Annotated in this window: 21 protein-coding genes; 4 read left to right on the top strand and 17 right to left on the bottom strand. The window is 73.1% G+C overall.

What is annotated here, in order from left to right; all coding sequences use genetic code 11:
- Positions 1–35 precede the first annotated feature (35 nt).
- Positions 36–1,268 carry an MFS transporter gene (locus AC0AIB_RS20055; protein WP_328344127.1) on the bottom strand — a complete coding sequence of 411 codons (1,233 nt, stop codon included), beginning with the start codon at positions 1,266–1,268 and terminating at the stop codon, positions 36–38.
- Between the two features lie 77 nt (positions 1,269–1,345).
- Here AC0AIB_RS20055 and AC0AIB_RS20050 point away from each other — a divergent pair, with 77 nt between their 5' ends.
- The gene (locus AC0AIB_RS20050) at positions 1,346–1,825 is read left to right on the top strand and encodes a MarR family winged helix-turn-helix transcriptional regulator (protein ID WP_328344125.1); all 480 of its coding nucleotides are present in this window, start codon (positions 1,346–1,348) and stop codon (positions 1,823–1,825) included.
- 1,127 nt (positions 1,826–2,952) lie between these two features.
- Here the strand turns inward: AC0AIB_RS20050 and mctP are convergent.
- The 7 genes from mctP to AC0AIB_RS20015 all read right to left on the bottom strand — a co-directional run bounded on the left by mctP (position 2,953) and on the right by AC0AIB_RS20015 (position 9,746).
- A complete protein-coding gene (gene mctP, locus AC0AIB_RS20045; protein ID WP_328344124.1) occupies positions 2,953–4,608 on the bottom strand; it encodes a monocarboxylate uptake permease MctP in 1,656 nt (551 codons plus the stop codon).
- Entirely contained in the window at positions 4,608–4,850 is a 243-nt protein-coding gene (locus tag AC0AIB_RS20040) for a DUF3311 domain-containing protein (protein WP_328344123.1), read from the bottom strand. The genes mctP and AC0AIB_RS20040 overlap by 1 nt, the downstream gene beginning before the upstream one ends.
- A 199-nt stretch (positions 4,851–5,049) precedes the next feature.
- A complete protein-coding gene (locus tag AC0AIB_RS20035; RefSeq protein WP_328344121.1) occupies positions 5,050–6,261 on the bottom strand; it encodes a bifunctional RNase H/acid phosphatase in 1,212 nt (403 codons plus the stop codon).
- 4 nt (positions 6,262–6,265) lie between these two features.
- Positions 6,266–7,003, bottom strand: a complete 738-nt coding sequence (locus AC0AIB_RS20030) for a zinc ribbon domain-containing protein (RefSeq protein WP_328344119.1) — start codon at positions 7,001–7,003, stop codon at positions 6,266–6,268.
- Positions 7,000–7,866, bottom strand: a complete 867-nt coding sequence (locus AC0AIB_RS20025) for a Nif3-like dinuclear metal center hexameric protein (protein WP_328344118.1) — start codon at positions 7,864–7,866, stop codon at positions 7,000–7,002. The genes AC0AIB_RS20030 and AC0AIB_RS20025 overlap by 4 nt, the downstream gene beginning before the upstream one ends.
- A 55-nt stretch (positions 7,867–7,921) precedes the next feature.
- Positions 7,922–8,503 carry a flavoprotein gene (locus AC0AIB_RS20020; RefSeq protein ID WP_328344117.1) on the bottom strand — a complete coding sequence of 194 codons (582 nt, stop codon included), beginning with the start codon at positions 8,501–8,503 and terminating at the stop codon, positions 7,922–7,924.
- Between the two features lie 16 nt (positions 8,504–8,519).
- Complete coding sequence (locus tag AC0AIB_RS20015; protein WP_328344116.1) at positions 8,520–9,746, bottom strand: helix-turn-helix domain-containing protein; 1,227 nt, start codon at positions 9,744–9,746, stop codon at positions 8,520–8,522.
- Between the two features lie 255 nt (positions 9,747–10,001).
- Between AC0AIB_RS20015 and AC0AIB_RS20010 the strand changes: the two genes are divergently transcribed.
- Positions 10,002–10,673 (top strand): bifunctional DNA primase/polymerase, encoded by a 672-nt coding sequence (locus tag AC0AIB_RS20010; RefSeq protein ID WP_328344114.1) that lies wholly within the window; start codon positions 10,002–10,004, stop codon positions 10,671–10,673.
- A gap of 331 nt (positions 10,674–11,004) precedes the next feature.
- Here AC0AIB_RS20010 and AC0AIB_RS20005 read toward each other — a convergent pair whose 3' ends face one another.
- From AC0AIB_RS20005 to AC0AIB_RS19985, 5 genes are read right to left on the bottom strand one after another with little or no spacing between them, the layout of a single operon-like run.
- Positions 11,005–11,727, bottom strand: a complete 723-nt coding sequence (locus AC0AIB_RS20005; protein ID WP_328348703.1) for an FAD:protein FMN transferase — start codon at positions 11,725–11,727, stop codon at positions 11,005–11,007.
- A gap of 47 nt (positions 11,728–11,774) precedes the next feature.
- On the bottom strand, positions 11,775–12,368 hold the full coding sequence (locus tag AC0AIB_RS20000) for an FMN-binding protein (protein ID WP_328344112.1): 594 nt from the start codon (positions 12,366–12,368) through the stop codon (positions 11,775–11,777).
- Positions 12,369–12,381: 13 nt separating this feature from the next.
- Entirely contained in the window at positions 12,382–13,803 is a 1,422-nt protein-coding gene (locus AC0AIB_RS19995; RefSeq protein WP_328344110.1) for a ferredoxin reductase family protein, read from the bottom strand.
- Entirely contained in the window at positions 13,800–15,191 is a 1,392-nt protein-coding gene (locus AC0AIB_RS19990; RefSeq protein WP_465097229.1) for a DUF1501 domain-containing protein, read from the bottom strand. Before AC0AIB_RS19990 ends, AC0AIB_RS19995 begins: the two co-directional genes overlap by 4 nt.
- A gap of 20 nt (positions 15,192–15,211) precedes the next feature.
- The gene (locus AC0AIB_RS19985; RefSeq protein WP_465097228.1) at positions 15,212–17,254 is read right to left on the bottom strand and encodes a DUF1800 domain-containing protein; all 2,043 of its coding nucleotides are present in this window, start codon (positions 17,252–17,254) and stop codon (positions 15,212–15,214) included.
- A gap of 501 nt (positions 17,255–17,755) precedes the next feature.
- Between AC0AIB_RS19985 and AC0AIB_RS19980 the strand changes: the two genes are divergently transcribed.
- Positions 17,756–18,019, top strand: coding sequence for a DUF3040 domain-containing protein (locus AC0AIB_RS19980; protein WP_328344105.1), 264 nt, complete (start codon positions 17,756–17,758; stop codon positions 18,017–18,019).
- 37 nt (positions 18,020–18,056) lie between these two features.
- On the opposite strand, the gene AC0AIB_RS19975 is transcribed toward AC0AIB_RS19980, so the two are convergent.
- The 3 genes from AC0AIB_RS19975 to AC0AIB_RS19965 all read right to left on the bottom strand — a co-directional run bounded on the left by AC0AIB_RS19975 (position 18,057) and on the right by AC0AIB_RS19965 (position 23,017).
- Complete coding sequence (locus tag AC0AIB_RS19975) at positions 18,057–19,040, bottom strand: SWIM zinc finger family protein (RefSeq protein ID WP_328344103.1); 984 nt, start codon at positions 19,038–19,040, stop codon at positions 18,057–18,059.
- On the bottom strand, positions 19,037–22,333 hold the full coding sequence (locus AC0AIB_RS19970; protein WP_465097227.1) for an SNF2-related protein: 3,297 nt from the start codon (positions 22,331–22,333) through the stop codon (positions 19,037–19,039). Before AC0AIB_RS19970 ends, AC0AIB_RS19975 begins: the two co-directional genes overlap by 4 nt.
- A 162-nt stretch (positions 22,334–22,495) precedes the next feature.
- The gene (locus tag AC0AIB_RS19965; protein ID WP_328344099.1) at positions 22,496–23,017 is read right to left on the bottom strand and encodes a DinB family protein; all 522 of its coding nucleotides are present in this window, start codon (positions 23,015–23,017) and stop codon (positions 22,496–22,498) included.
- Positions 23,018–23,101: 84 nt separating this feature from the next.
- On the opposite strand from AC0AIB_RS19965, the gene AC0AIB_RS19960 reads away from it, so the two are divergent.
- On the top strand, positions 23,102–23,299 hold the full coding sequence (locus AC0AIB_RS19960; RefSeq protein WP_328344098.1) for a hypothetical protein: 198 nt from the start codon (positions 23,102–23,104) through the stop codon (positions 23,297–23,299).
- Between the two features lie 133 nt (positions 23,300–23,432).
- On the opposite strand, the gene AC0AIB_RS19955 is transcribed toward AC0AIB_RS19960, so the two are convergent.
- The gene (locus AC0AIB_RS19955; RefSeq protein ID WP_328344097.1) at positions 23,433–24,581 is read right to left on the bottom strand and encodes a polysaccharide pyruvyl transferase family protein; all 1,149 of its coding nucleotides are present in this window, start codon (positions 24,579–24,581) and stop codon (positions 23,433–23,435) included.
- Positions 24,582–24,647 lie beyond the last annotated feature (66 nt).

Raw genomic sequence — 24,647 nt, 5'->3', positions numbered from 1 at the left:
ACGCGAGAGCGCACGCCGACCGGAACGCTCGACCGTCAGTACGCCTCGCCGACCGGTTCCTCGGGGGCGTGTTCGGCCTGCCGGGCGGCCCGGTTCCAGCGCGACCAGAGCACCCGTTCGCCATAGCCGGCGGCCATCAGGTGCGCGAAGGCCAGGTAGACCAGCAGACCGACGGCGAGCACCCCGAAGCCGACCCAGAACGGCAGCGCCAGGCTGTGTTCGGCGAGCTTGCCGGAGAGGATCGGGGCGGGTGCGGCAGCGCCCCAACGGACCAGGTTGAACGCCCCGGTGGCGACCCGGCGGTCACCGGAGCCGAGGCCGAGGGCCAGGTCGGTGAGGTTGGCGTTGGCCAGGCCCATGCACAGGCCGGCGACGACCAGCACCACAAGCGCCTCGGCGGTGCCGGCCGAGGTCGCGAAGAGGACCATGCAGGCCAGCAAGCCGAGCAGGGCCACCCCGACGGTCTGCACCGCGCCGATCCGGTGGGCCAGCCGGTGGCCGACCAGCAGGATGCCGGCGGCCAGGCCGAGGCCCCAGCCGGTGAAGGCCAGCCCCAGGGGGATGACGTCGAGACCGAGGAAGAGCGGCGTGTAGCCGAGCACCACGAAAAAGACGAAGTTGTACGCGGCGGTGACCACGCAGAGGGTGACGAACGCCGGCCGGCGGTAGGTGGCGAAGATCTGCCCCAGCCGTACGGGGGCCTGCCGGTTGGTCGGCTCGCGAAGCCTGCGGGCGGCCACGATCAGGGCGAACACCATGAACACGCCGCAGACGAAGAACGGCAGTCGCCAGCTGACCTCACCGAGCAGGCCGCCGATCAGCGGACCGACGGCGAACCCGAGGCCGAGCGCGGTCTCGAAGAGGCCGACCACCCATTCCCGGTCGTTGGCCAGGTTGACAAGCACCACCATGGCGGTGGCGAAGAACATCGCGTTGCCCAGCCCCCAGACGCCACGCAGCACCGACAGTTGCACGATGTCGTTGCTGAACGAGGCGGCGATGGCGGCCAGGCCGACCACCGAGACGCCGGTGACGAGCACCGGCTTGAAGCCGAACCGTCCGCTGGCCAGGGTCGCCGGGATCATCCCGACCGCCATCACCGCGATGTACGCGGTGAAGAGCAGTTCGACCTGCCAGGCGGTGACCCCGATCGCGGTGCCGATGGCGGGCAGGATGGGGTCCACCACGGCGATGCCGGCGATGGCGAGGAAGGCCACCAGCGTGGTGGCGTAGATGGCACTGCGGTGTGGTTCGTTACGCCGATCCACTCCAGCCCCCTTGTCCTTGTCCGGCCGAGGCCGAAGATAGCTGTATCGTACAGTTAGTTTTGTTGTAGCATACAGCCATGACCGACGAACCCGCGACGGGAACGGACCCGGGCGACGGCACGCTCGGCCGGATCGAGACCGAAGTCGCCCTGCTGATGCGGCTGGGCGAGGCGACCCGCCGGGCCACCGGCAGCGCCGAGCACCGGGTCCTCGACCGGGCGGCGTACGTGATCCTGCGGCACCTGGACGCCACCGGCCCGCAGAACGTCTCGGCGCTTGCCGCCCGGCTCAACCTGGACGGCTCCACGGTGACCCGCCAGGTGTCGGCGCTGCAACGCGACGGCCTGATCACCCGCGCCCCCGACCCGGCCGACGGGCGCGGCACGGTGATCTCCCCCACCCCCGCCGGGCTGCACCGGATGGCCGCCGTCCAGGCCGCCCGGACCCGGCTCTACGGCGACATCCTCGCCGACTGGACCCCCGCCGACCGGGACACCCTGGCCACCCTGCTGGGCCGACTCAACGAGGCCCTCGACTCCCGTACCCGCCGCCGCTGACCCCGCCCCACCGCCCTGCCGGCCCCACCGCCCTGCCGGCCCCACCGGCCCCGCCGCCCTGCCGGCCCCACCGGCCCCGCCGCCCGCCGCCCTGCCGGCCCCACCGCCCTGCCCGCCCCACCGCCCTGCCGGCCCCGCTGCCCCGCTGCCCTGCCGGCCCCGCTGCCCCGCTGCCCTGCCGGCCCCGTTGCCCACTGCCCTGCACCGCCTGCCGCCCGCCACCCGACCCCGCCGCCCGCTGCGCTGCACCGCCTGCTGCCCGCCGCCCGACCTCGCGACTGCTGGCCGCGGGGCAGGCAGGGCAGCCACGTCCCGTCCCGTTATGGCAGCCCTCAGCGCGAACCAGGGCAACCCTCAGGGCGACTGGTGCCACACCGAAGGTGGCGAGGACCACGCTCACCCGGATGCCGGCGTCTCACCCCCGAACGCTGCCGGCTTCCGGCTGCCGGAAGTTAGGCAAGGCGACCAAACTGGCGAGCCAGCAGGTGGACCGGATGGAGGCGGTGCTGAAGGCGTGCTGAAGGCGTGCTGAAGCCCGGACCTACTCGATAGAGACGGGAGGGTGGGTAATCACATTCGGATGCTGTAGAGCTGAAGACGTTAGCGATTCAGCCGGCCTGGAAGATCGTGAATCGCTAACGTCATCAGCTCTACAGGGCGCGAAGTAGTACAGGTACACCACCGACCGAGGCCCAGGACCGAGGGCCCAGGGGCCGGTGCACACCATCTGCGACGCCCCCACCGGCTGGATCCGACGTGGTCCGTGGCGCGCCCGTCAAAGCCGGCCCCACCGGCGACCAGGGCGACCAGGGCGACCAGGGCGACCAGCCCCATCGGCCAGCACCATTGTCCACAACGCCTCCACGGGCTGGCTCCGACGTGGTCCGTAGCGTGCCCGCCCAAGTCCGCCCGGTCCGCCCAGTCCACCCGGTCGACCTGGTCCACCCGGTCCGGTCCACCCCGCCCGGTCCACCCGCTCCGCGTCGAGCCGGCCTCGCCGGCACACCCCACCGGCCACCCCGCCTACCGATTCCGCATCGAGGAAGGGATGGCGGAAGGACGGGTAGCGGAGGGCGGCAGGCGGGGACGGAGCGGCAGGGGCGGGGACGGAGCGGGGACGGGGCGGGTCAGGCGACCGGTTCGCGGGCCGAGTCGGCGTCCCGGTCGGGGCCGGGGGTGACGCGCGGGTCGCCCTCGTCGGCGAAGTAGTCGTCGGGGGTGGTGCCGTCCACGCCCTCGGCCACCTTCGCCGCCCGCAGCGCCAGCGTGACCAGCACCGCCACCACCAGGTTCACCAGCACCGCGACGATGCCGACGTAGATCGTCTTCTTGGTGTCGACGCCGAAGTCGGACAGTGGGAACGCCGACCCGCCGAAGTGCGCGCGCTTCGAGACGGGATTGGGGATCTGGTAGAGCATCCACATGCCCAGCCCCATACCGGCCGCCCAGCCGGCGATCAGCGCGCCCCGGTGGAACCAGCGGGTGTAGAGGCCCAGTGCCACCGCCGGTAGCGTCTGGAGGATGATCACGCCACCGATCAGCTGTAGGTCGATGGAGAACTGCGGGTCGAGGAAGACGATGCAGGCCACCGCGCCGACCTTCACGACCAGCGAGGTGATCTTCGAGACGTTCGCCTCCTGGGCCGGGCTGGCGTCCCGCTTCAGGTACTCCCGGTAGATGTTGCGGGTGAACAGGTTCGCCGCCGCGATCGACATGATGGCCGCCGGCACCAGTGCGCCGATGCCGATCGCCGCGTACGCCACCCCGGCGAACCAGTCCGGGAACTGCTTGTCGAACAGCACAGGCACCACCGTGTTGCTGTCGACGGTGCCCTCCTTCGCCCCGGGCAACGGCTTCACCCCGGCCGCGATGGCCATGAAGCCGAGCAACGCGATCAACCCGAGCAGCAGGCTGTACGCCGGCAACGCCGACATGTTCCGTTTGATCACGTCCCGGCTCCGGCTGGCAAGCACGCCGGTGATGCTGTGTGGATAGAGGAACAGCGCCAATGCCGAACCGAACGCCAGGGTGACGTACTGGAGCTGGTTGTCGGCGTTGAGCAGGATGCCGTCGTTCGGGTTCGGCGAGGCGGCGAACTTCGCGTCCGCGGCGTCGAAGATCGAACCCCAACCCCCCAGCTTGTACGGCAGATAGATGACCGCCACCAGGATGACGACGTAGATCAGGCTGTCCTTGACGAAGGCGATCAGCGCCGGGGCGCGCAACCCGGACTGGTAGGTGTAGGCGGCCAGGATCGCGAAGGCGATGATGATCGGCAGGTGCCGGGCCACCGCGTTGTCACCGGTGACCCCCATCGTCTTGAGTACCGCCTCGATGCCGACCAACTGCAACGCGATGTACGGCATGGTCGCGACGATGCCGGTGATCGCGATCAGCAGGGCCAGCACCGGCGAGTCGAACCGGCGGCGGACGAAGTCGGCCGGGGTGACGAAACCGTGCCGGTGCGACACCGACCAGAGTCGGCAGAGCACCAGGAACACCAGCGGGTAGATGACGATCGTGTACGGCACGGCGAAGAACCCGGCCGCGCCCGCCCCGAACATCAACGCCGGCACCGCAACGAACGTGTACGCCGTGTAGAGGTCACCGCCGACCAGGAACCAGGTGATCCAGCCGCCGAAGCTGCGCCCGCCCAGACCCCACTCGTCGAGGTGTGCCATGTCCTTCGGCGCCCGCCACCGGGCCGCCACGAAGCCCATCGCGCTCACCAGCAGGAAGAGCGCCGAAAACACGATGATCTCGACCAGATGATCCCGCCACATTAGTGGTCACCCCGCTTCTTGGTCATCTGGTAGACCAGCGTGGTGGTGGCCACCCCGAGCAGGATCCAGACCAGTTGCAGCCAGTAGAAGCGCGGGAAGCCGAACAGCCGGGGCGAGTCCGCGTTGAACAGCACCGGGATCAGCGGCACCACGATCGGGACGAAGAGCAACCAGTTCCAGGGGCTGTGGTCCTTCGCCCTGGACGACGCGGTACGCGGCGTCTCCGGTTCGCCAGCGGTCATCTGATCCACCTCCGGTAGTCGTGCCGGCCGGTAACGGCCGGACGCTACGACCCGGTGGAGCCAGTCATCGTCGATCGGCGCTTGACGATGCGCCCAACGGCCGCCCGGCTGCGCCGAACGGCGCGACGCACAGCCCGACGCATCGACCCACGACGAACCGGCCCGGGACGTCCCGGGCCGATCGACGTCCTACCCGGGATCAGTCGGTCGGGAGGTGGGCGGTGTCGTTGACCGAGCGGACCGCGACCCCGCCGTCGGGCCACATGTCGAGCACCGAGATGCCGGCCGCGTCCAGGTAGAGCCGGTGCAGGAAGGCGTCCCCGGCCGCGAGGGCGTCGCGCAACGCCAGCTTGATCGGCGAGACGTGCGAGACGACCACCACGGTCTCCCCCGGGTACGCCTCCCGTAGCGCCGCCATCGCCCGGTCGACCCGCTGCGCGACCTCGGCGAACGACTCACCGCCCGGCGGGGCGATCCGGGTGGAGGCGAGCCAGGCGTCCAACTCGCCGGGCCACCGGTCGCGTACCTCGGCGAAGGTGTGGCCGTCCCAGTCGCCGAAGTCGCACTCGATCCAGTCGTCCTGCGGGCGTACCGGCAGCTCGCCGAGCGCCCCGGCGATCGCCTCGGCGGTGGCCGTACACCGGGACAGCGGGGAGCTGAGCACGGCCGCGACGGACGGGGCCAGCGCGGCCACCCGGGCGGCGGTGGCCCGCGCCTGGGCCTGGCCGGACTCGGACAGCGGGACGTCGGCGCGGCCGGCGTAGCGATGCTGCACGGTCCACTCGGTCGCACCGTGCCGGACCAGGATCAGCCGGGTGGCGGTGAAGGTCGGCCTCGGCTCCCAGGACGCCTTGACGGTCGCCGGGTCGGTGCCGGCGGTCCGGGTGTCGGCGCGGGCGGCCACCTCGCGGGCCTGCGCCCGGGCCGGTGAGTCGGCCGCCGCCACCGGCCGGGACGGCGCGACGTCGACCGGCGCGGCCACCGGCCGGGACGGCTTGCCGGCGGCGGCGTCCATCGCCGCGTTGGCCAGGGCGTCGGCGTGCTTGTTGCGTTCCCGGGGAATCCAACTGAACCGGACGGTGTCGAACCGGTCGACAAGCGCGGCGGCCCGCGCGGCGAGCGGACGCAGCCCCGGGTGTTTGATCTGCCACCGGCCGCACATCTGCTCGACCACCAGCTTCGAGTCCATCCGGGCGTCGACCTCGACCGCGCCCAGTTCGGCGGCGGCCTCCAACCCGGCGATCAGCCCCCGGTACTCGGCGACGTTGTTGGTGGCCGTCCCGATCGACTCGGCGCGCTCCAGCAGCACCTCGCCGGAGGCCGGGTCCCGGACCACGGCACCGTAACCGGCCGGCCCGGGGTTGCCCCGGGAGCCGCCGTCGGCCTCGATGACGACCGCACGCACCGCCACCGGGCTACAGCCCCGACTCGTTGGTACGCACCATGATCCGTCGGCAGTCCTCGCAGCGGACCACCTCGTCCGGGTCCGACCTGCGGATCCGGGCCAGGTCCGCGCCGGAGAGATCCAACCGGCAACCGCCGCAGCGGCCCGCGGTGAGCAGCGCCGCGCCGAGCCCGGTGTCCTCGCGGATCTTGTCGTACAGGGTCACCAGCTCGGCGGGGAGGTCCGCGGCGAGCGGCTTGCGCGCGCCCTTCTTGAACTCCTCCTCCTTGGCGATGGCGGCCAGGCTGTCGTCGCGGCGCTGCTCGGCGGCGGACCGCCGGTCCCGGGTCTCGGCGATCCGGGCCTCGATCCCGTCGAGGGTCGCCTGGGCCGTCTCCCGCTGCTCCATCAGCTCCAGCTCGGCGTCCTCCAGGTCGCCCTGGCGGCGGTTGAGGGAGACCAGCTCGTGCTGGAGCGCCTCCAGCTCGCGGGCCGGCCCGCTGCCGCTGGCCAGCCGGGCCTCGTCCTTGCTCTTGCGGGCCCGTACCTGGTCGATGTCCTTCTCCAGCCGGGCGATGTCCCGGTCCAGGTCGTCCACGGCGACCTGGGCGCGGACCCGGTCGTCCTCCAGCGCGGACAACTCGCGGGCCAACCCCTCCAGCTCGGCCCGTTCGGGCAGCGACCGGCGACGGTGGGCGAGCTGGGCGAGGGTGGTGTCGATCGCCTGAAGATCGAGCAGGCGGCGCTGGACCTGGGGTTCAGCCTTCACGGTCGGGGCTCCTTGTCGTCCATCGCGGGTGCGGCGGCGTGCACGGTCCACGGGTCGGTGTCCAGGTCGGACACCACGGTCTCGACGCCGAAGCCGGCCCGCAGGTGGGCGGCCACGTCGTCCAGCCAGGGTCGTTCGGTCGCCCAGTGTGCGGCCTCCAGCAGGGCGGGCCCACCGGCGGCGAGGTGCTCGCCGGCGGCGTGGTGCCGCAGGTCGGAGGTGAGGAAGGCGTCCGCCCCGGCAGCGGTCGCCGCGGCCAGGAAACCCTCGCCCGAGCCGCCGCTGACCGCGAGGGTACGCACGATACGCCCGGGATCGCCGCCGGCGCGAACCCCCCACACGGTGGCGGGCAGGACGGCGGCGGCGTACCGGGTCAACTCGGCAAGCGTCAGCGGGGCGGGCAGCTCACCGACCCGGCCGATGCCCCGACCGCCACCGGCCGCCGGGGAGCCCGGGGCGGAGGGTTCGAGGGGCCGCAGGCCGGTCAACCCGAACCGGGCGGCCAACGCGTCGGAGACGCCCGGCGCGGCGATGTCGGCGTTGGTGTGCGCCACGTACAGGGCCACCCCGGCGCGGATCAGGTCGTGCACGATCCGCCCCTTCCAGGTGGTCGGGGCGACCGACGAGACGCCGCGCAGCAGCAACGGGTGGTGCGCGACGATCAGGTCGGCACCTGCGGCGAGGGCTTCGGCGACCGTCTCGGGGACGACGTCCACCGTGCCGTAGACCCGGCGGACCGGGTCGGTGGGCTCGCCGAGCACCAGACCGACCCGGTCCCACTCCTCGGCCCAGGCGGGCGGAAAACACCGATCCAGCTCGGAGACGACATCGGCGACGGACGGCGGGGACGCGGTTGTGCTCACGGCCGGTCAGCTTACCGGCGCGCAGCGGCGGCCACGCCCACGCCCGTCGGTCGGGTCAGGCGGCCGAGGCGGCCCGGGACCGGTCCGGCAGGGCCGCCACCGCCGCCTCCCACGGAAAGGCGTGCAGGTGCCGTTCCCCCGTACCGGGCGGGTGCAGCGGGTAGACGTGGTCGCCGAAGAGCACCGTGGCACCCCACTCGCGCAGTCGTTGCAGACCGGTCTGGAAGGCCGGATGCCCGGCCATCGCCGCATTGGTGAACGGCACCACCACCACCGGCACCCCCTTGCCCTGGCCCTCGACCAGCAGGCCCAGGGCCAGGGTGTCGGTGATCCCGGCCGCCCACTTGTTGACCGTGTTGACGGTGGCCGGGCAGACCACCATCGCGTCGGCCGGGGGGAGCACGTCCGGGTCGCCCGGGTTCTTGTAGTGGGTACGGACCGGGTGCCCGGTCTGCCGGGCCAACGCGGCCCGGTCCACGAACTTCGCCCCGTCGGGGGTGGTGACGACGCAGACCTCCCAGCCGTCGTCCTGGGCCAGGTCGACCAGGCGGTCGAGGTGACGGGCCAGCGGCGAACCGCAGGCGATGACGTAGAGCACCGCTCGGTGCTCGCTGCTCTGGTGCGGGCCGCCGCTCATCCGGCCACCGTCGTGCTCATACTCCGACTCCCATCTGCTCAGCCAACTCCGCCAGCGGCCCGGGCAACGCACCCCGTGTGCGACGCAGGACGTCGGAGAGCACTTCGTGGGCGATGGGCCGGCAGCGGATCTCCGACGAGGCGAGCCGGTCGCCGCGCAGCAGCATCTCCCCCGCCATGGCGATGTCACCGAGCTGGGTGTAGCCCCGGGCGATGTCGAGCAGGTGGTGGGCCCGGCGTTCGGGCAGCAGCCCGTTGAAGCTCGGCTCCGGGATGCGCTGGTGGATCTCCACCGCCCGCCCGCCGTCGCCCATCTCCACCGCGGCGGCGGCCCGGTGCAGTTCGAGGTTCGTCGGGCCGAACGAGGTCCAGTAGTGGTTCTGGTCGCCGCCCAGCATGACGGCCGCCTCGTGGGCACCGTGGAACAGTTCCTCGACGGCGTCCGAGTCGCCGAACCGGGCGGCTGCCATCGCACCCTGCAACAGCAGCGTGCCATAGACGGAGAGCCGGGCCGGCTCGCTGTCGTTCATGCCGCCGGGGGCGAGCCGGTTGGCGATGCTGACGTTCAGTTCCAGGGCGGGGCGGGCCCGGCCCATCGCCACCAGCGCGTTGCAGACCCGGGAGGTGGCGACACCTGCCAGCAGCGGGTCGTCGGCGCGTTGGGCCACCGCCATCGACCGGTCGGCTGCCAACCAGGCCAACTCGCACTCGCCCAGTTTGCGCAGCACCGAGGAGGCGATCTGGTAGACCTGCCCTAGCAGGTGGGCGGCTTCCTTCGCCTGGTCACCGTGGTAGCCGGCGTCGGCGGCCTGGGCCTCGCGCAGCAGCTTCGGCAGCGCCCGGGTGAGCATCCCGTAGCGGCCGTACTGGTAGGTGAGCCAGGCGTGCGTGACGGCCTTGCGCATGTCGAACAGCGGCGGCGGGTGCGACACGGCGTCGAAGTACGCGGTCATCGAGCTGTACTGCTCCAGGGCCGCCCGGATCTCCTGCACCTCGATCTGGTCGATGCAGCTGAGTGCGTCGGTACGCCGTTCCGGGTCCTTGCCGAGCAGCAGCTGCACGTCGATCCGGAGGATGACGGCGATCTCGTACAGGACGGAGAACTTGTCAAGTCGGCGTACCCCGCGTTCGACCTTGTCGACCCAGCTCTTGGACTTGCCGAGCCGGTCGGCGAAGACCTGTTGGGACATCTTGCGCCGCCCGCGCCAGTAGGCCACCCGTCGCCCTATCGGCAGCTCGTCCATCTTCTCTCATTCCTCCCCATCGTCGGTTCGTCCGGCCCGGTCTCCGGACGTCCCGCGCGGGGCGCTTCCGATCCGTCCGTTCCAGGTATTCGCAGGTCGCACAGCAGGTGCGCCTTTCATGCAGCTCGTTCTCTTACCTTTCCCGTGCAAGTTGCACGAGCCGTTCGTCAGGACAACGATCCCGGGTCGGGACAGTGACGGCGCTCGACGTGAGGGGTGGCCGTGACCGGTCGGAGTGAGCGGAGAGCACGGAACATGTGGGAAGTCGTCGGGCCGAGGGTCGCCCAGCTGTCACCGATCGAACGGGTCCGGCTGCGCCGGATCGCGGTGCGGTACGCGGTACACGGCTGGGAGGTGACGCCCGGCGCCTGTCTCGCGCGCAGCCGCTTCGTGTGCGGCCGGGCCGGTTGCCCCACCGTCGGCTGCCATCCCGCCCTGGAGAACTGGGAGCGCGGGGCGAGCACCGACCCGGCCCGGGTGGCCACCTGGTGGCGCAGCCGCCCGCACGGGGTGCTGCTGCCCACCGGCCGCGCCTTCGACGTGCTGGAGATCTCGGCGCACCTCGGCCGGCGGCTGCTCGACGCGGTTCCCGGCCACCCGGCCGGCCCGGGCGCCCGGGGTCCGGTGGTGGTGACCCCGACCGGACGATGGATGTTCCTGGTCCGCCCCGGCGACCCGCTCCGCCCCGAACTGGAGCACTGCTTCCACGTGGTACGGCACGGGACCGGCTCGTGGATTCCGGCACCGCCCACCCGGCTGCCCGAGGGCACGGTGCGCTGGGCGGTCGCCCCGGAGCAGGCCCGCTGGCAACTGCCCGACTCGTACCTGTTGCAGAACACCCTGATCGAGGTGTTACGGGCCGACGGGGTGACGCTGACCCCGGAGCTGCTGCCCGGCCAGCTCCCGCTCCCGCGGCGCGGCCACTGAGCAGGGCAGGCCCGCCAGCGTCCGGGCCGACGCCGGACTCGTTGCACACCACGACGGCGCGACCGCGCCACCGGAGCGGGGGTAGGACATGGCCAGGGACGACGAGATGCCGTACACCGACGACACCGAGCCACCGCACCGGTGGCGACCACGCCACTGGTCGGACACCCGGCCCGCCGGTTCCCGACCGGGGCGGCCCCGGCCGACCGGCTCCCGTCCGGCCGGTACCCGGCGCACCACCCGGTGACCAGCACGCCGACGGGCACCACCCACGGACCGGCACCACCCACTGAACCCACCTCGCCACTGGCCCTGAACCGCCTGGTCGGGGTCAGTCGGCAAGCGGCAGGGTGGTGGAGCGCAGCAGCCGACGGTCGTCGGTGACCACCGCGTGCAGGTGGCCGGGGAGCCGGTCGAGCCAGCCGACGCCGGCCACGCCCATCGCCACCGCCGCCGTGGCGTACGCGTCCGCGACGCCCAGGTCCGGGCCGACCACGGTGACCGAGCGCAGGCCCCGGGCCGGCTCACCCCGCCGGGGATCCAGGACGTGGTGCCCCCGCTCGTAGACGCCCGAGGTGGCCACCGCCAGGTCGGTGCCGGTGAGCACCAGGCAGGTGGCGGACGCGTCCCAGGGATGCCGGACGCCGATCCGCCACGGCTGCCCGGACGACGAGTGCCCGCGTACCCGGACGTCACCGCCGGCGTTGAGGCAGTGCTGGCCCGCCCCGGCCGCCACCAGCCGGTCCGAGGCGACCTGGGCCGCCCAACCCTTGACGTAACCGGAGGGGTCCCACCTCCCGGTGGCGTACGCGTCGAAGTAGCCGTCGGTGTCGCCCCACAGGTCGGCGCAGCGGGCCAGCACCGCGCGCAGGTCCGCCGACGCCCCGGCCAGCGGCAGCTCCCCCCGGTCGAACCGGCGTACCTCGCTGTCCTCGCGGTAGGTGGTGAACCGGGCGTCGACCTCGCGCAGCCAGCGGAACGTGTCGTCGGCAAGCGTCCCGAGGGTGGCGGCGGGCAGGTCGTCGGCGAGGTCCAGGCTGATCGCCGTACCCATGACGTGCTCGACCCGGCGCAGACCGGGCCGGGTCGACGGCACGGTCATCAGCGCGCCTGGTCGAGCGCGGCCTGCAACGACTGTCGGTAGCCGTTGCTGGTGGCGGTCGCCTGGGAGATCGTGTCCAGGCTGGCGCCCTGCTGGCGCACCACGTCCCCGGAGGTGCCGCTGTAGGCGTCGTCCACCCGTTTGCTGCGCAGGTCGGACTGGCCGCCCTGGGGCAGTTCCAGGGCCACCGCGTTGACGATCTTCGTGCCGGAGACGGTGAGCTGCACCTGCACGTTGCCGAACTCCGTGACGACCACCGGGCCGGTGACCTTGCGGGTGGTCGACTTCGGCGCGGCGGCGGTGCTCCTCGGGGCGGCCGGGGTGCGCCGGGTGCCGCTGCCACCTGCGGTGGTCCGGGCGGCACCGGGGGTGCGGCTCGCCGTGGCCCCGGGGCGACCGGTCGGCCGGGTCGTCGCGGCGGCCCGGTCCGGAGCCACGCCAGGGCTGGCCGGACCGGTCCGTCCGGGCGTCCCGACGGGTACGCCGGCCGGCAGGTCCTGGGCGACCTGGCTGCCGCCCGGTGCGCCCTTGAGCACCACCAGGGCGGTGGTGCCGGCGGCCAGCCCGGTGATCGCGAGAAGCGCGCGACGCATGTCAGGTGCCTTTCTACAGCTCGAACGGGGCGAGGTGGATCTGCCGACGGGGCACGCCGGCCTGGCGGAGCACCCGCACCGAGGAGTCGACCAGCCCCTGCGGCCCACACAGGTACACGTCCCGGCGGATCAGGTCGGGCACCAGCCGGCGCAGCCCGTCCGGGCTCATCACCTGCCGGGGGCCGGCGTCGGCGCGGGAGCCGACGACATACCAGACGGAGGTCTGCCGGGCCTGGGCAAGCCAGTCCAGTTCGTGCTGCAGCAGCACGTCGGCCGGGGTGCGGGCCCGGTAGATCAGGGCCGCGCCGGGCGGCAACTCCTCGAGCATCGCCCGCAGCGGGCCGATGCCGCTGCCGCCGGCGATCAGCAGGGCCCGTTCCCGGGTCCGGTGCGCGGCGGTGAAGGTGCCGGACGGACCCTCCGCCCAGACCCGGGTGCCCGGGTCGAGATCGCGCAGGTCGGCGGTGTGCCTGCCGACCACCTTGACGGTGAGCCGCAGCCAGCGGCCGTTCGCCGCGGCGGAGAGCGAGAACGGGTGTGACTGCCACCAGCAGCCCCGGGCCAGGAACCGCCAGCGCAGGTACTGCCCGCCGAGCAGGTCGAGTTGGTGGAGCCGGTGGCCGGTCAGGTAGATCGAGACGGTGTCCGGGCTCTCCGCCACCACGTCGGCCACCCGCAGCCGGTGCCGCAGGTTGAGCAGCAGCGGCGCGACCAGCCGGCCCCAGAGCAGGGCGGCGGCCACCAGCAGGTAACCGGCGATCCAGCAGGTGCGTACCGGGCCGGGCGGGAAGAGCTGCGCGCCGTTGCTGAACTGGTGGCCGAAGCCGAGCAGCAGCGCCAGATAGCTGGTCAGGTGCAGGTGGTGCCAGAGTTCGTAGGGCATGGCCCGGCGGATCGCCCGGATGCCGGTGCCGCCGACGAGCAGCAGGATGCCGGCCGCGACGAAGGCGGACACCATGTCGTCGAAGTCGCGCAGCAGCACCCCCACCTGGGCGGTGACCGGGTTGTCCTGGGTCCGCGCGTAGCCGACCACCAGCAACGACAGGTGGGCCGACACCGCCACCAGCAGGGTCGCCCCGAGGTCGCGGTGCACCCGGGACAGCCGCTCACCGCCGACCCCGCGTTCCAGCACGCCGAGGCGGCTCATCATCAGCACCTGCACCAGCAGCAGGTAGCCGGCGACCAGGCCGGTGACCCGACCGGCGGCGGTGAGCAGGTCGGCGGTGCCGGCCAACGAGCCGGCCGGGGTGTCGAGCCACCACGGCAGGACCGCGGCCACCAGGCCCAGCCAGAACAGCCCGGACAGCACCCGCCGACCGGCGGACCCGCGTCGGGGCCGGGCCGGCGGCGAGGGTACGGACGCAGCCGACCGGCCGCCGTACCGGGACTGTTCCCCGGTATGACGGCCGGCTGCGGGCAGGCCCGGACGGGTCACGCGTAGAGCTTCATCGGAGTGAACTTCTTCCTCGGGAAGATCTTGTCCACCTGCGCCGTGGTCAGCCCGAACCGGCCCTGCGCCACCGCACCGTAGACGTCGAACATGTTGTTGTACTCAGGTACGTCGCCCGAGTCCAGATCGCTCAGTCCGTCCCAGGTGCCCAGCAGCGAACCGGCGAGCTTACGACCGGACAGGATGGTGACCACCCCGCCGTGGCCGTGGTCGGTGCCGCCGCCGTTGGAGGCGACCCGGCGGCCGAACTCGCTGGACACCATGATCGTGACGTCGGCGGCCCGGTCACCCAGGTCGGTGAAGAAGGCCGCCATCGCGTTCGCCAGCTCGCCGAGCCGCCGGTGCAGCTGACCGCCGGAGCGGGTGCCCTGGTTCTCGTGCGTGTCGTAGCCGCCCATGCCGACCGTGGCGACCCGGACGTTCGCCCCACCCTTGATCAACTGGGCGAGCTGCTGGAAGGCGTACCCGACGCCCTCGTACTCGACGCCCTCCGCCGGCTGGTACGGCTTCGCGGCGAGCTTCTGGGCGGTCGACAGCGCGCCCATCCCCTCGATCACCGCCTCCTCGACCGGGTGGTTGATCCCGGTGAACAGGCCCCGGATCGCCTTCTCGGTGGCCGCCCGGTAGCGGTCGTCGCCGTTGAGCCGCAACGAGCCGACGCTGTTGAGCGACAGCGCGCCGTTGGTGCCGACCAGCGAGCGGGGCAGCGTGCTGCCGATGCCCACGCTGCGGAACGCGGTGCCCTTGCCGAGGGAGTCGACCAGGCTGTCCAGCCAGCCCCGGCCGCCTGTCTCGTTGGGCAGGCCGCCCAGGTTGCAGGCGTCGGCGGCCTGGAAGTGGCTGCGGGACAGCCGCTCGTCGGAGACCGCCGGGACGAAGCCGAGCTGACCGGCCCTGAGCCACTTCTCCAGCGGGGCGAAGGCGCTGGTCAGCTTGAAGCCCCGGCCCAGGGCCAGCGAGTCGTCGCCGAGCAGCAGGTCCGGGCGGGCCTTGGCCAGCACCGGGTCGTCGGCCGGGGCGACCAGGCTCAGCCCGTCCAGCCCGCCGTAGAGGAAGACGTGGATCAGGGTGCCGGTCTTCGTCGCCGCGAACGAGGCGGAGGTGGTGACGAACTGGGCGGTGGCCAGCGTGGTGGCGGTGGCGGCGGCCCCGGCGACGAAGGTCCGCCGGGTCACCCCGCGCCCGTCCTGCTGGGCCTCCTCCAGGTCCTCCAGCCGGCGGTAGCGGTCGGCCTCGGCGGCGTTCTCGGCGACGACCACGTCGGCCTCGGCGCGCAGCAGCGCCTCGGCCGGGTCGTCGGCCAGCCGGCGCAGGTCGGGGCATTCGGGGTGCAGGGGGAACGGGGGCACGGTCTTCTCCATCGGGTGCGTCACCGGCTTCTCCATCGACTGCCTCACCGCAGGTGGTGCTGGGGGGACGCGAGGATCGCCCGCGCGACGGCGGTGACGGCACCGTCGAAGGTGGCGTCGACCTTGGCGGTGGCGGGCACCCCGGCCACCCCGAGGATCAGGTTCCTCTCGCGCGCGGACAGCTTCTGGTGCACCAGCCGCTGGGCCAGCGCGTCCACGTACGCCCCGGCGGTCGTCGGCGGCTTGGCCACCAACTTCTCCGGTCTGGTGTACGTGAACTGGGTGCGGTTGCCGGCGATCAGGTCGGCGGCCTCGTTCCACCCGTTGACCATCGTGCCGGCCGACGTCCAGGCGACGTAGACGTCCGGGTAACCGTCCGGGGTGGGCTGGCCCATCGGGTACTGGCCCAGCTCGCGCAGCTTGTCGTGGACCTGGCGCAGCCCCTGGGCGAACGCGGTGCGCTTGCTGTCACCCTGCCGGAAACCCGGTCCGGCCTGCGGCTGGACCCCCAGCGTCCGGTACGTGGCGACCAGGTACTCCATCGGCCGGCGCACCTTCTGGCCCACCGCCGCCCAGAACTCCGAGGAGCTGAACAGCGACATGAGCAGCGGCTTCACCGAGCCCTTGTTGACCGTGTAGATCTTGGCGAGCCGATCCACCAGGGACTTCGGCGGGGTGTCCGAGACGAACCGGGTGGCCAGGCTGCGGGCCACGTACCGGGCGGTCGACGGGTGCAGTGCGATGTAGGTGATATAGGCGTCGATGACCTGGTCGGCCTTCTTCGGGTCGGCCGATTCGTTGGGGTGGCTGAAGCCCAGGATCTTCACCTTGCCCCGGTAGTGCCGCTCGTCGCGGAAGACGTACTTCCCGTCGTCGACGCCCCGACCGGTCTGGAGCAGGGCGGCCTGGCGGACGTCCTTCTCGGTGTAGCCGCCGTCGACCCCGACCGAGTACAGCTCCAGGTTCTCCCGGGCCAGGTTCTCGTTGACCGCGTCGGCCCGGGAGTCGTTCTGGTTGAGGTAGAGCAGCAGCGCCGGGTGCTTGTTCGCAGCCACCAGCATGTCCGGGTAGCTGCCCATGGCGTGCTTGCGGACCACGTCCCGGTCGAACGAGTTGCGGTACGCCTCACCGCCGTCGAAGTCTGCCGCGACGTGCAGGAAGTCGTTCCAGAAGTCGACCATCACCTCGTAGAGCTGCCGCTCCGACCAGATCTGCCGGGCCAGCGTGCCGTCGACCATCTCCTTCTCCGGCTGCGCCCCCCGCTCGTTGAGCTGTTCCCGCTGGTCACGCAGCTGCTGGCTGGTCAGCTTGAGGGTGGGCAGCTCGGCGAGCTTCAGCTCGGCGGCGCTCGGCGCGATCTTCTCCGGGTCGAGCTGCTGACGCACCCAGGCGTCGATGCCCATCCGCCTGATGTCGGCGAGCACCTTAGGGGTGGCCCCGAAGGTGGCCCGGCTGGCCAGATGCCGGACCGGGTCCTTGGCCAGCACGGTCTTCACCGTCACCGGGGTCTCCGCCGCGGCGGCGGCCGGGCCGGAGAAGGTGCGCCCCCCGCTGGGCGAGTTCTTCTTCAGCGCCGCACCGGCCCGGGAGCCCATGTAGCTCTCGTTCTGCTCGGTGTAGGTGCGTACCGTGCTCGGCTGCTGGCCGCTGGGGCGCGCCGGCGTGCCGTCGGTGACGGTGGCCCCGGTGGCGTCCCCGGCGGCGGTGTCGGCACCGAACAGGCCCCGCACCTGGGGGCTCATCGCCAGCGCCGCGCCACCGGCCACCACGGCGGCGGTGCCGCCCAGCGCGACCAGGGCGCGTCGTCGGCCGACCCGGCCCCGGTCGCCGTCCCCCTCGTCGTCCAGGGTGGGCAGTCCGCTGCCGGCCGGCTGGTGAAACGCCTGCCGACCCAGACCCTCGGGGCCGACCCACTGCGGGCCCCGGGACACACCGGCGGGCGGGTACCCGTGCTCGCCGTGCGATGCGGCGGGATGACCGGGGGCGTCGTAGGACACCGTGGGATATCCGTCGGCGGCGGGATGTCGTCGTCCGTCCCAGCCGCGGTCGTCGCGCGGTCGGTGCGGTGGCACATTCTGGTCGGCCATGTACCGGTCCCGTTTTCTTTCGGTGCGCCGTACCACTGCGACCGGAGGCGGGTGGCGGGTGCGGCGGCTGTTGCCGGAGGAGTTGCCACGGGAACGTAGCCAACGGGTGAGAGGCCTTCAAGGCTGCTCACGACGGCCCGGAAGGGCACTTAAGACGCAGCTCAGCGGCACCCTCGGCCGGGCGGTTCCGCCCCGGCCGGGCGGCGGCGTCCCCAGCAGGAACGACGTGTCCGGCTGCGACCCTGCCGTACCGTTCCCGCGGTACGCGTCGCCGAGCGCGACGTTCACCGGCACAGCGAAACTTAAGGCACCGGTAAGCCGCCGTTGAGGTCGCCCCGGGCACCCCCGTGGCCCGGTTTCGGGCCGCCCGTCCCGTCGCCGACCGGCCCGTTCCCGCGTGCGCGCAGCCGGGACCGAAAGTAGCAACAGCAGGAGGGCGTGACCCGCCGCCGAAGCGGGTAAGCCGCCGAACCGCCGAAGCCGTGAGGGGAAGGCACCGCCATGCTCAGCAAAGAGGATCAGCGCAGATTCGAACAGATCACCCGGCAGCTCCGGGAGAGCGACCCGAAGTTCTTCGCGAGACTCGACCATCGGGTCCGGGCCCGACGCGGACGCTGGCTGATGTTGCTGACCGTCATCCTGTGGGCGTCGCTGCCCGCGATGACCGTCCTGGCCGGACGATCGGCCGGCGCGATGTGCGTCGTGCTCCTGGCGGCCAACACCGGCCTGATGTGGCACTTCCGGCACCGCTGGCGCTGGCGCTGACACTCGGCCCACCCGATACCGGCCGGACCGAGACCGGTCAGCCCGGGCCGAGGGCCTGGTAGGCCCGACGCAGGCGTTCCAGCAGGCCGGGGCCGCCGATCGCCGGTGCGGGCGAGCCGAGCTGACGCAACAGCAGTTCCGGGTCGGTGGCCAGGATCGTCGGCCGGTCCGGTAGCGGCACCGGCGGCAACCAGAACCGGTCCGCCGCCTCGGTGAGCGGCACGTCGGGCAGGTCGGCGAGCACCCGGGCCGACCCCGCCACGGTGGTGTCCGACCCGACGTCCGCACCGTCCACGAGCGACGGTACGGCGACCGGTGTCCGGCCGGGCGCACCACCCGACGCGACGTCGACAGGCGAGCCGTCGACGGGTGCGGGTGACCCGACCGCCTCGGCGCGGAGCGTACGGAGCCGGCCCAGCAGTTCGTCGCGGCTGCGGCCCCGCCAGTGCAGCAACTGGAACGGATCGGCGTCGAACGCCTCGGCGAGCAGGTAGAACGTCGCCGCGAGGTGTTTGCACGGCACCGCGAAGTCGGGACAACCGCAATGCTGGGTCAACTCCCCCACCGAGGCGGGGAACAGGGGCGCCCCGGCGGCGGCGAACACCTGCTCCAGCTCTGCGGGCAGGTCACCGGCGAGCAGTCGGGCGCTGAAGAACGCCTGCCCGGCCAACTCCCGCTCGACCCGCTCCCAGAGCGCGGCGGGAAAGGGGGGCAGGGCGATGACCACCGGGTACGGCTGCGGCCGGGAGCCCTGCACGCTCGCCTCGACCCGCCCGGGTGACACGTCGAGTCGGCGCACCTGACCCCGGCGGGCGTACGCCCGCCCCCGGGTGAGCCGGGTGCCGAGCGCGAACGACTCCAGCACCTCCAGGAAGCGTCGGGACCACCAGGAGACCCCGATCGCACCCCGGGCGCTGCGGGCCTTGAGCCCGTCGTCGACCCGGCGCGGCGGCCCGAACTCGGCGAACGAACCCCCCGCCCCGGCACCACCCGCGCCGGGTCCGGCACCCCGGGGGGTCATTCGACCACCGCCCCGGCGTCCAGCGCGAACAGCTCCCGCAGCTGCCCGGTGGACAGCTCGGTGACCCACTGTTCGCCACTACCCACCACGGACGCGGCCAGGCCCCGCTTGTCGGCGATCATCGCGGCCACCTTCTCCTCGACGGTGCCGGCGCAGACGAACTTGCGGACCTGCACCCGCCGCCGCTGGCCGATCCGGAACGCCCGGTCGGTGGCCTGGTCCTCCACCGCCGGGTTCCACCACCTGTCCACGTGCACCACGTGGTTGGCGGCGGTCAGGGTGAGCCCGGTCCCGCCGGCCTTGAGCGAGAGCACGAACAGGGCCGGTCCGTCCGGGGACTGGAACCGGGTGACCAGGTCGTCCCGGTCGGCCTTGCCGACCCCGCCGTGCAGATAGAGCACCTCCCGGCCGAAGCGGGCCGACAGGTGGCCGCGCAGCAGCGCGCCGAACTCGGCGTACTGGGTGAACAGGAGGGCCTTCTCGTCGGCCGCGAGCACCTCGTCGACGATCTCCTCCAACCGTTGCAGCTTGCCGGACCGGCCGGCCAGCGGCGAGCCGTCGCGCAGCAGTTGGGCGGGATGGTTGCAGACCTGTTTCAGCCGGGTCATGGTGGCCAGCACCAGGCCCCGCCGTTCCATCCCGTCGCTGGACTCGATCTTCGCCAGCATCTCGTCGACGATCGCTCGGTAGAGCGAGGCCTGCTCGGCGGTGAGGTTGCAGAGCACCTCCATCTCCAGCTTCTCCGGCAGGTCGGAGATGATCGAGGAGTCGGTCTTGAGCCGGCGCAGCACGAACGGACCGGTGATCCGGCGCAGCCGCGCCGCGGCGTCGGTGTCCCCGTGCCGCTCGATCGGCACCGCGTACGACTGCCGGAAGCTGCTCGCCGGGCCGAGCAGGCCGGGATTGGCGAACTGCATGATCGACCAGAGGTCGGCCAGCCGGTTCTCCACAGGCGTACCGGTGACGGCGACCCGGTGCCGGGCGGGCAGCCCCCGGATCGCCTCGGCCTGCCGGGTGGCCGCGTTCTTGATCGCCTGGGCCTCGTCGACCACCACCCGGTGCCAACCCACCGACGCCAGCGCGACGGCGTCCCGGGCGGCCACCGAATAGGTGGTGAGTACCAGGTCGGCGGCGTGCACCGCCGCCTCGAACTCCGCGTCCCGGGCCCGGTCCGCGCCGTGGTGCACGTGCACGCGCAGCCCGGGGGTGAACCGGGCCGCCTCCCGCTGCCAGTTGCCGACCAGCGACATCGGACAGACCAGCAGGGTCGGCCCGGCGTCCGGTGGGTCCCCGGCGAGCAGGGCGAGCAGCTGCACCGTCTTGCCCAGCCCCATGTCGTCGGCGAGCACCCCGCCGAGCCCCAGCGACTGGAGGAAGGCCAGCCAGGCCAGGCCACGCCGCTGGTACGGCCGCAGGGTGCCCTTGAAGGCGGACGGCGGGTCCAGTGGCACGAGCCGCCGTTCGGCCTGCCCGGCCAGCAGGTCACCGAGCGGTCCGTCGGCGGTCACCTCCAGCACCGGCAGCGCGTCCGACCGGTCCGCCCCGCCCAACCCCATCTTGAGCAGGTCGGCGACTGTCAACTCACCGGAGGAGCGCAGCAGCCGCAGCCCGGCGGCCAACCGCTTCGGGTCCAGCTCCACCCACCGGCCGCGCAGCCGCACCAGGGGCGTCTTCAACGCGGCCAGGGCGGCCAGCTCGTCGGCGTCGACCGTCTCGTCACCGAGCGCCACCTCCCAGCGGTAGTCGACGAGCGCGTCCAACCCGAGCCCGCCGGAGGCGGCGGCGACGGTGCCCGGGGCCGTGCGGCTGCGGGCCTGCAACCGGGTGCCGAGCCGGGCCGACGGCCGCCGCCACCAGGACGGCAACTGCACCCCGAAGCCGGCGGCGTGCAGCACCGGAGCACCGTCGCGCAGGAACCGGTGGGCCCCCTCGACGTCCAGTTCGAGCTGCTCCGGGGCGGGGGTGCGCAGCGCCTGGTCCAGCTCCGGCCAGAGCCGCCCGGCCCGGCCCAGCTCGGCCAGCAGGGTCTCCTGCGGGTCGTCCCACCGGCCTGCGAGCGCCGGCAGCCGCTCCGGCGTCCGCCAGATGTCACAGGCGGCGACATGCAGGCCCGGTTCGTCGGCGGCCTGGAGACCGAACTCGATCCGCCACCGTCCACCCTGACCGACGACTGTCGACGGGTCGGCCGGCACCACGGTCAGGGCGTCGACGATCTCGTCGTCGGCCGGCTCGACCAGCCGGAAACTGGCCCGGACCGGGCCGCCGACCGCGTCGCGCTGCCAGGCGTCCAGCTCGGCACGGAGGGTGGCCAGCGCGGTGGGTTCGGCGGTGAACCGGCGTTGCGGGCCGGTCAGCGCCGCCAGCCAGCCGGCCGTCGCCCCGTCACGTCGGCCGCCCCTGACCAGGTCTGTGTCGGCCAGCACCCGTCGGGCGGCGGCATCGGTGAGCAGGTCCAGCACGTCGGCGACCAGCACACCGGCCCCGGCGACACCGGGACCGGACCGACCCTCCGCCGCCTCGGCACCGGGACCGGGCGGCATCACGGCAGCCTCGACCACACCGGAGACGGGCCGCGAACCGGGGGTCTCGACCGCACCGCTACCGGGCGATTTCCCGTTGGTCACCCCGGCCGCCTGGCCTGCGGCGGGGCGGGAACGGGAGGTGGGGGTCGCCGCATCGGCGGCGGCCCGGACGGCCGGGGGCAGGGCGAGGGCCAGCGACCGGGCCCAGGCGGCGTCCGCGCCGGTGAGCAGGGGCCGCCACACCGCCCACCCGACCGCCGCCCCGGCGGAACGCGCCGACCGACCGGCCGGTGACCGGGGTACGTCCCCCGGCGGGCGATCGGCCACGCCGGGCAGCAACCGGCCCCGGGCCACCAGGTCGACCGCGAAGCCGGCCAACTCGGCGAGGTGGCGCAGGCCGGCCCCGACCACGGCATCGAGCCCGTCGAGGGCACGCAGCAGGTCGAGCGCGTCGTCCGGGGCGTACCGGAGGGTGGGGGTTCGCCAGCCGGCGAGGGTGACCGGGCCGCGGACCGGTTCCGCGACGGTGGCCGGGACCAGCTCCGGGGAGTGCAGCGGCGCACCGGCCCGGGTGGGGAGGGTGAGCAGCACGGTGCCGGCCGGGTGGTCGCCGAGCAGCGCGGACAGCGCGGCCGGTTCGGCGGCGAAGGGGTGGGGGCGCTCGCGGGGGGCCCGACCGGGCCGTCGCGGCACCTGCGTCGGCCGGGTGGAATCCTCCGCCCAGACCGCCAGCCCGGTCCCGACCAGCCACGCCCCGTGGACGACCAGCACGTTTTCCCCCTCGTCGACGCCCGGGGGCCAGGATAGGCGGCGGTAACCGGTTACCGTCGGCGCCATGGCCGCCCGCCCCGACTGACGTCGCCCGCCCTGATGGGACGGGCGGGGTGGCCCTGCCGCCTCCGGCCCGACGACCGCGACGGCCCCGGGTGCGGGTCAGAGCTGGCCGGTGCTGCCGTCGGTCAGCTCACGGAGGATGTCGGCGTGGCCGGCGTGCCGGGCGGTCTCCTCGATCATGTGCACCATGATCCAGCGCAACGACACCTCGCCGAGCTGCGGTTGCGGGACGACATGGTCCAGCGGGAACCGGGCGGCCAACTCCCGGGAGCGGTCACAGGCCCGCTCGTAGGCATCGGCGAGCGAGTCGAGGGTCTCCCCCTCGGCCAGGGCGAAGCTGGCCGCCGCGTCCTCCTCGGAGGTGGGGAAGACGTCGCCGGGGGCCGGGTCGAGCAGGTAGGGGAACCAGTTCCGCTCGACCAGGGTGAGGTGCCGCAGGAGGCCGGCCAGGGTGGTCGCCGACGGCACCAGCCGGCGGGTCGCCTCGGCGTCGGTCAACCCCCGCGCCTTGCGCAGCACGATCGCGCGGTGGAAGTCGAGGAACGCGTCGAGCACGGCCCGCTCGTCACCGGTGCGGGCGAGCACCGGAGCTAGCGTCACGTCGATCTGGATCTCCGCCATCACCGGACGATAGCCGCATCCGGTGGCGACCCGCTGTCCCGGCCAAACCCTGCGGTCCGGCGGCCGGCTTGGCAGGATGGGCGCATGGCTTCGACGGTACGGATTCCCCTGACGGACGGCCCGGCTGACGGCGAGGCGGTCGACGTCGAGCTGGACAGCAACGAGCGCCCCCCGCTGACCCACCACCACCTCGGCCCGCAGGGCCTGGTCGACGCCCAGATCTACGAACTGGAGTCAGCGGGCGACACGTGGCGCTACCGCTGGCGCGGCCCGGCGGTCTGACCACTCCGTCGTCCGGACGGTCGGGTGTGCGCCGCAGGGGCGCGCGGGTCGGGGTCGGCGGCGACACACCAGGTGAGCCAGCGCCACCCGGCCTGCGCAGGTGGGCGGACGCCACCCGGCCTGCGCAGATCGGTCAGGCGGCCATCCGGGCCAGGGTGCGGGACCGCAGGCCGTCCAGCACGGCCCGGGTGACCTGCGAGGTGCCCCGGGCCTGTTCACACACCTCGGCGACCCGCCGGGCGGTGGCCTCCCGCCGGGACTCCCGTTCGTCCCAGAGCCGGTCGACCTCCGCCAACAGCGGACCCTCCACCTCGCGTTCCACCCCGCGCAGCGCCGGCACGCCGAGCCGCTGGGCCAGGTCGAAGACCTTCCCCGCGTACGGCAGGGGCAGGAACGGGGTGCCGACCATAGCCGCGAAGATCAGGAAGTGCAGCCGCATGCCGACCGCCAGGTCGAAGTGTCTCATCAGGCCGAGCACCTGCCGGGGCGAATAGTCGCCGTGCAGGATCCGTCCCCGGTCGGCGGCGACCATGTGGGACAGCACCCCGTGCGAGTGCCGGATGTCGTCGCGTTCCATCGGGACGAAGAGCACGTGCGCGTCGATCCGTTGGACCAGGAAGTCGCCGATCTGGGCGAGCAACCGGTGGTACCCGTCGACGTCGAGCCGCTCGGCGGCCCGTCCCGGCTCGCGGACGCTCAAACCGACCAGGCGCTTGCCGGCCGGTACCCCCTCCTCGCGCAGCAGCCGCGCGGGAAAGTCCTCCGGCTCCAGCAGGAACGCCGGGTCGGCGGTGACGGTGATCGGGTTGAGCAGCCCGGCCTCCTCCAGCGCCATCCGGGACTCCTGGTCCCGGACGGTCACCTCGGTCGCCCCGGCCAGCGTCTCCCGGACCATCCCGGTGTCCACCCCGTCGTTGAGCGGCCCCACACCCACCGCGTACGTCAGCAGGGGCAGCCCGCGTTCCTGGGCCACCCGGACGACCCGCAGGTAACGGCGGGCCTCCTTGTCGTACAGGATGCCGCCGCCGCCGAGGATGAGCAGGTCGAGCTGGGCGAGCACCTCGGACGAGTCGACCCGGCTGACGCCCTCCCAGGGCACCGCCTCCACGTCCGGGTGGGCCAGCGCGGTATGTGCTGGATTACGGGAGAACACGATGATCCGGGCGTTCGGCTCCTGCTCGCGTAGGTCGGCGAGGAGCCCGGTGAGGATCGCCTCGTCCCCCAGGTTCCGCCCCCCGTACGAGCCGAGCACACCGATGGTCAAGCCGGTAGGACCCCTCATCCGCGCTCCTCCCCAAACCGTCCCGCCCGCATTCCCCCCCATCCCCAACCCATGCCCACCCCCACC

This window comes from Micromonospora sp. DSM 43699 (assembly GCF_055517075.1).
Note: the sequence above shows the minus strand (reverse complement) of the source record. Positions and strands in the feature narration are given on the sequence as shown.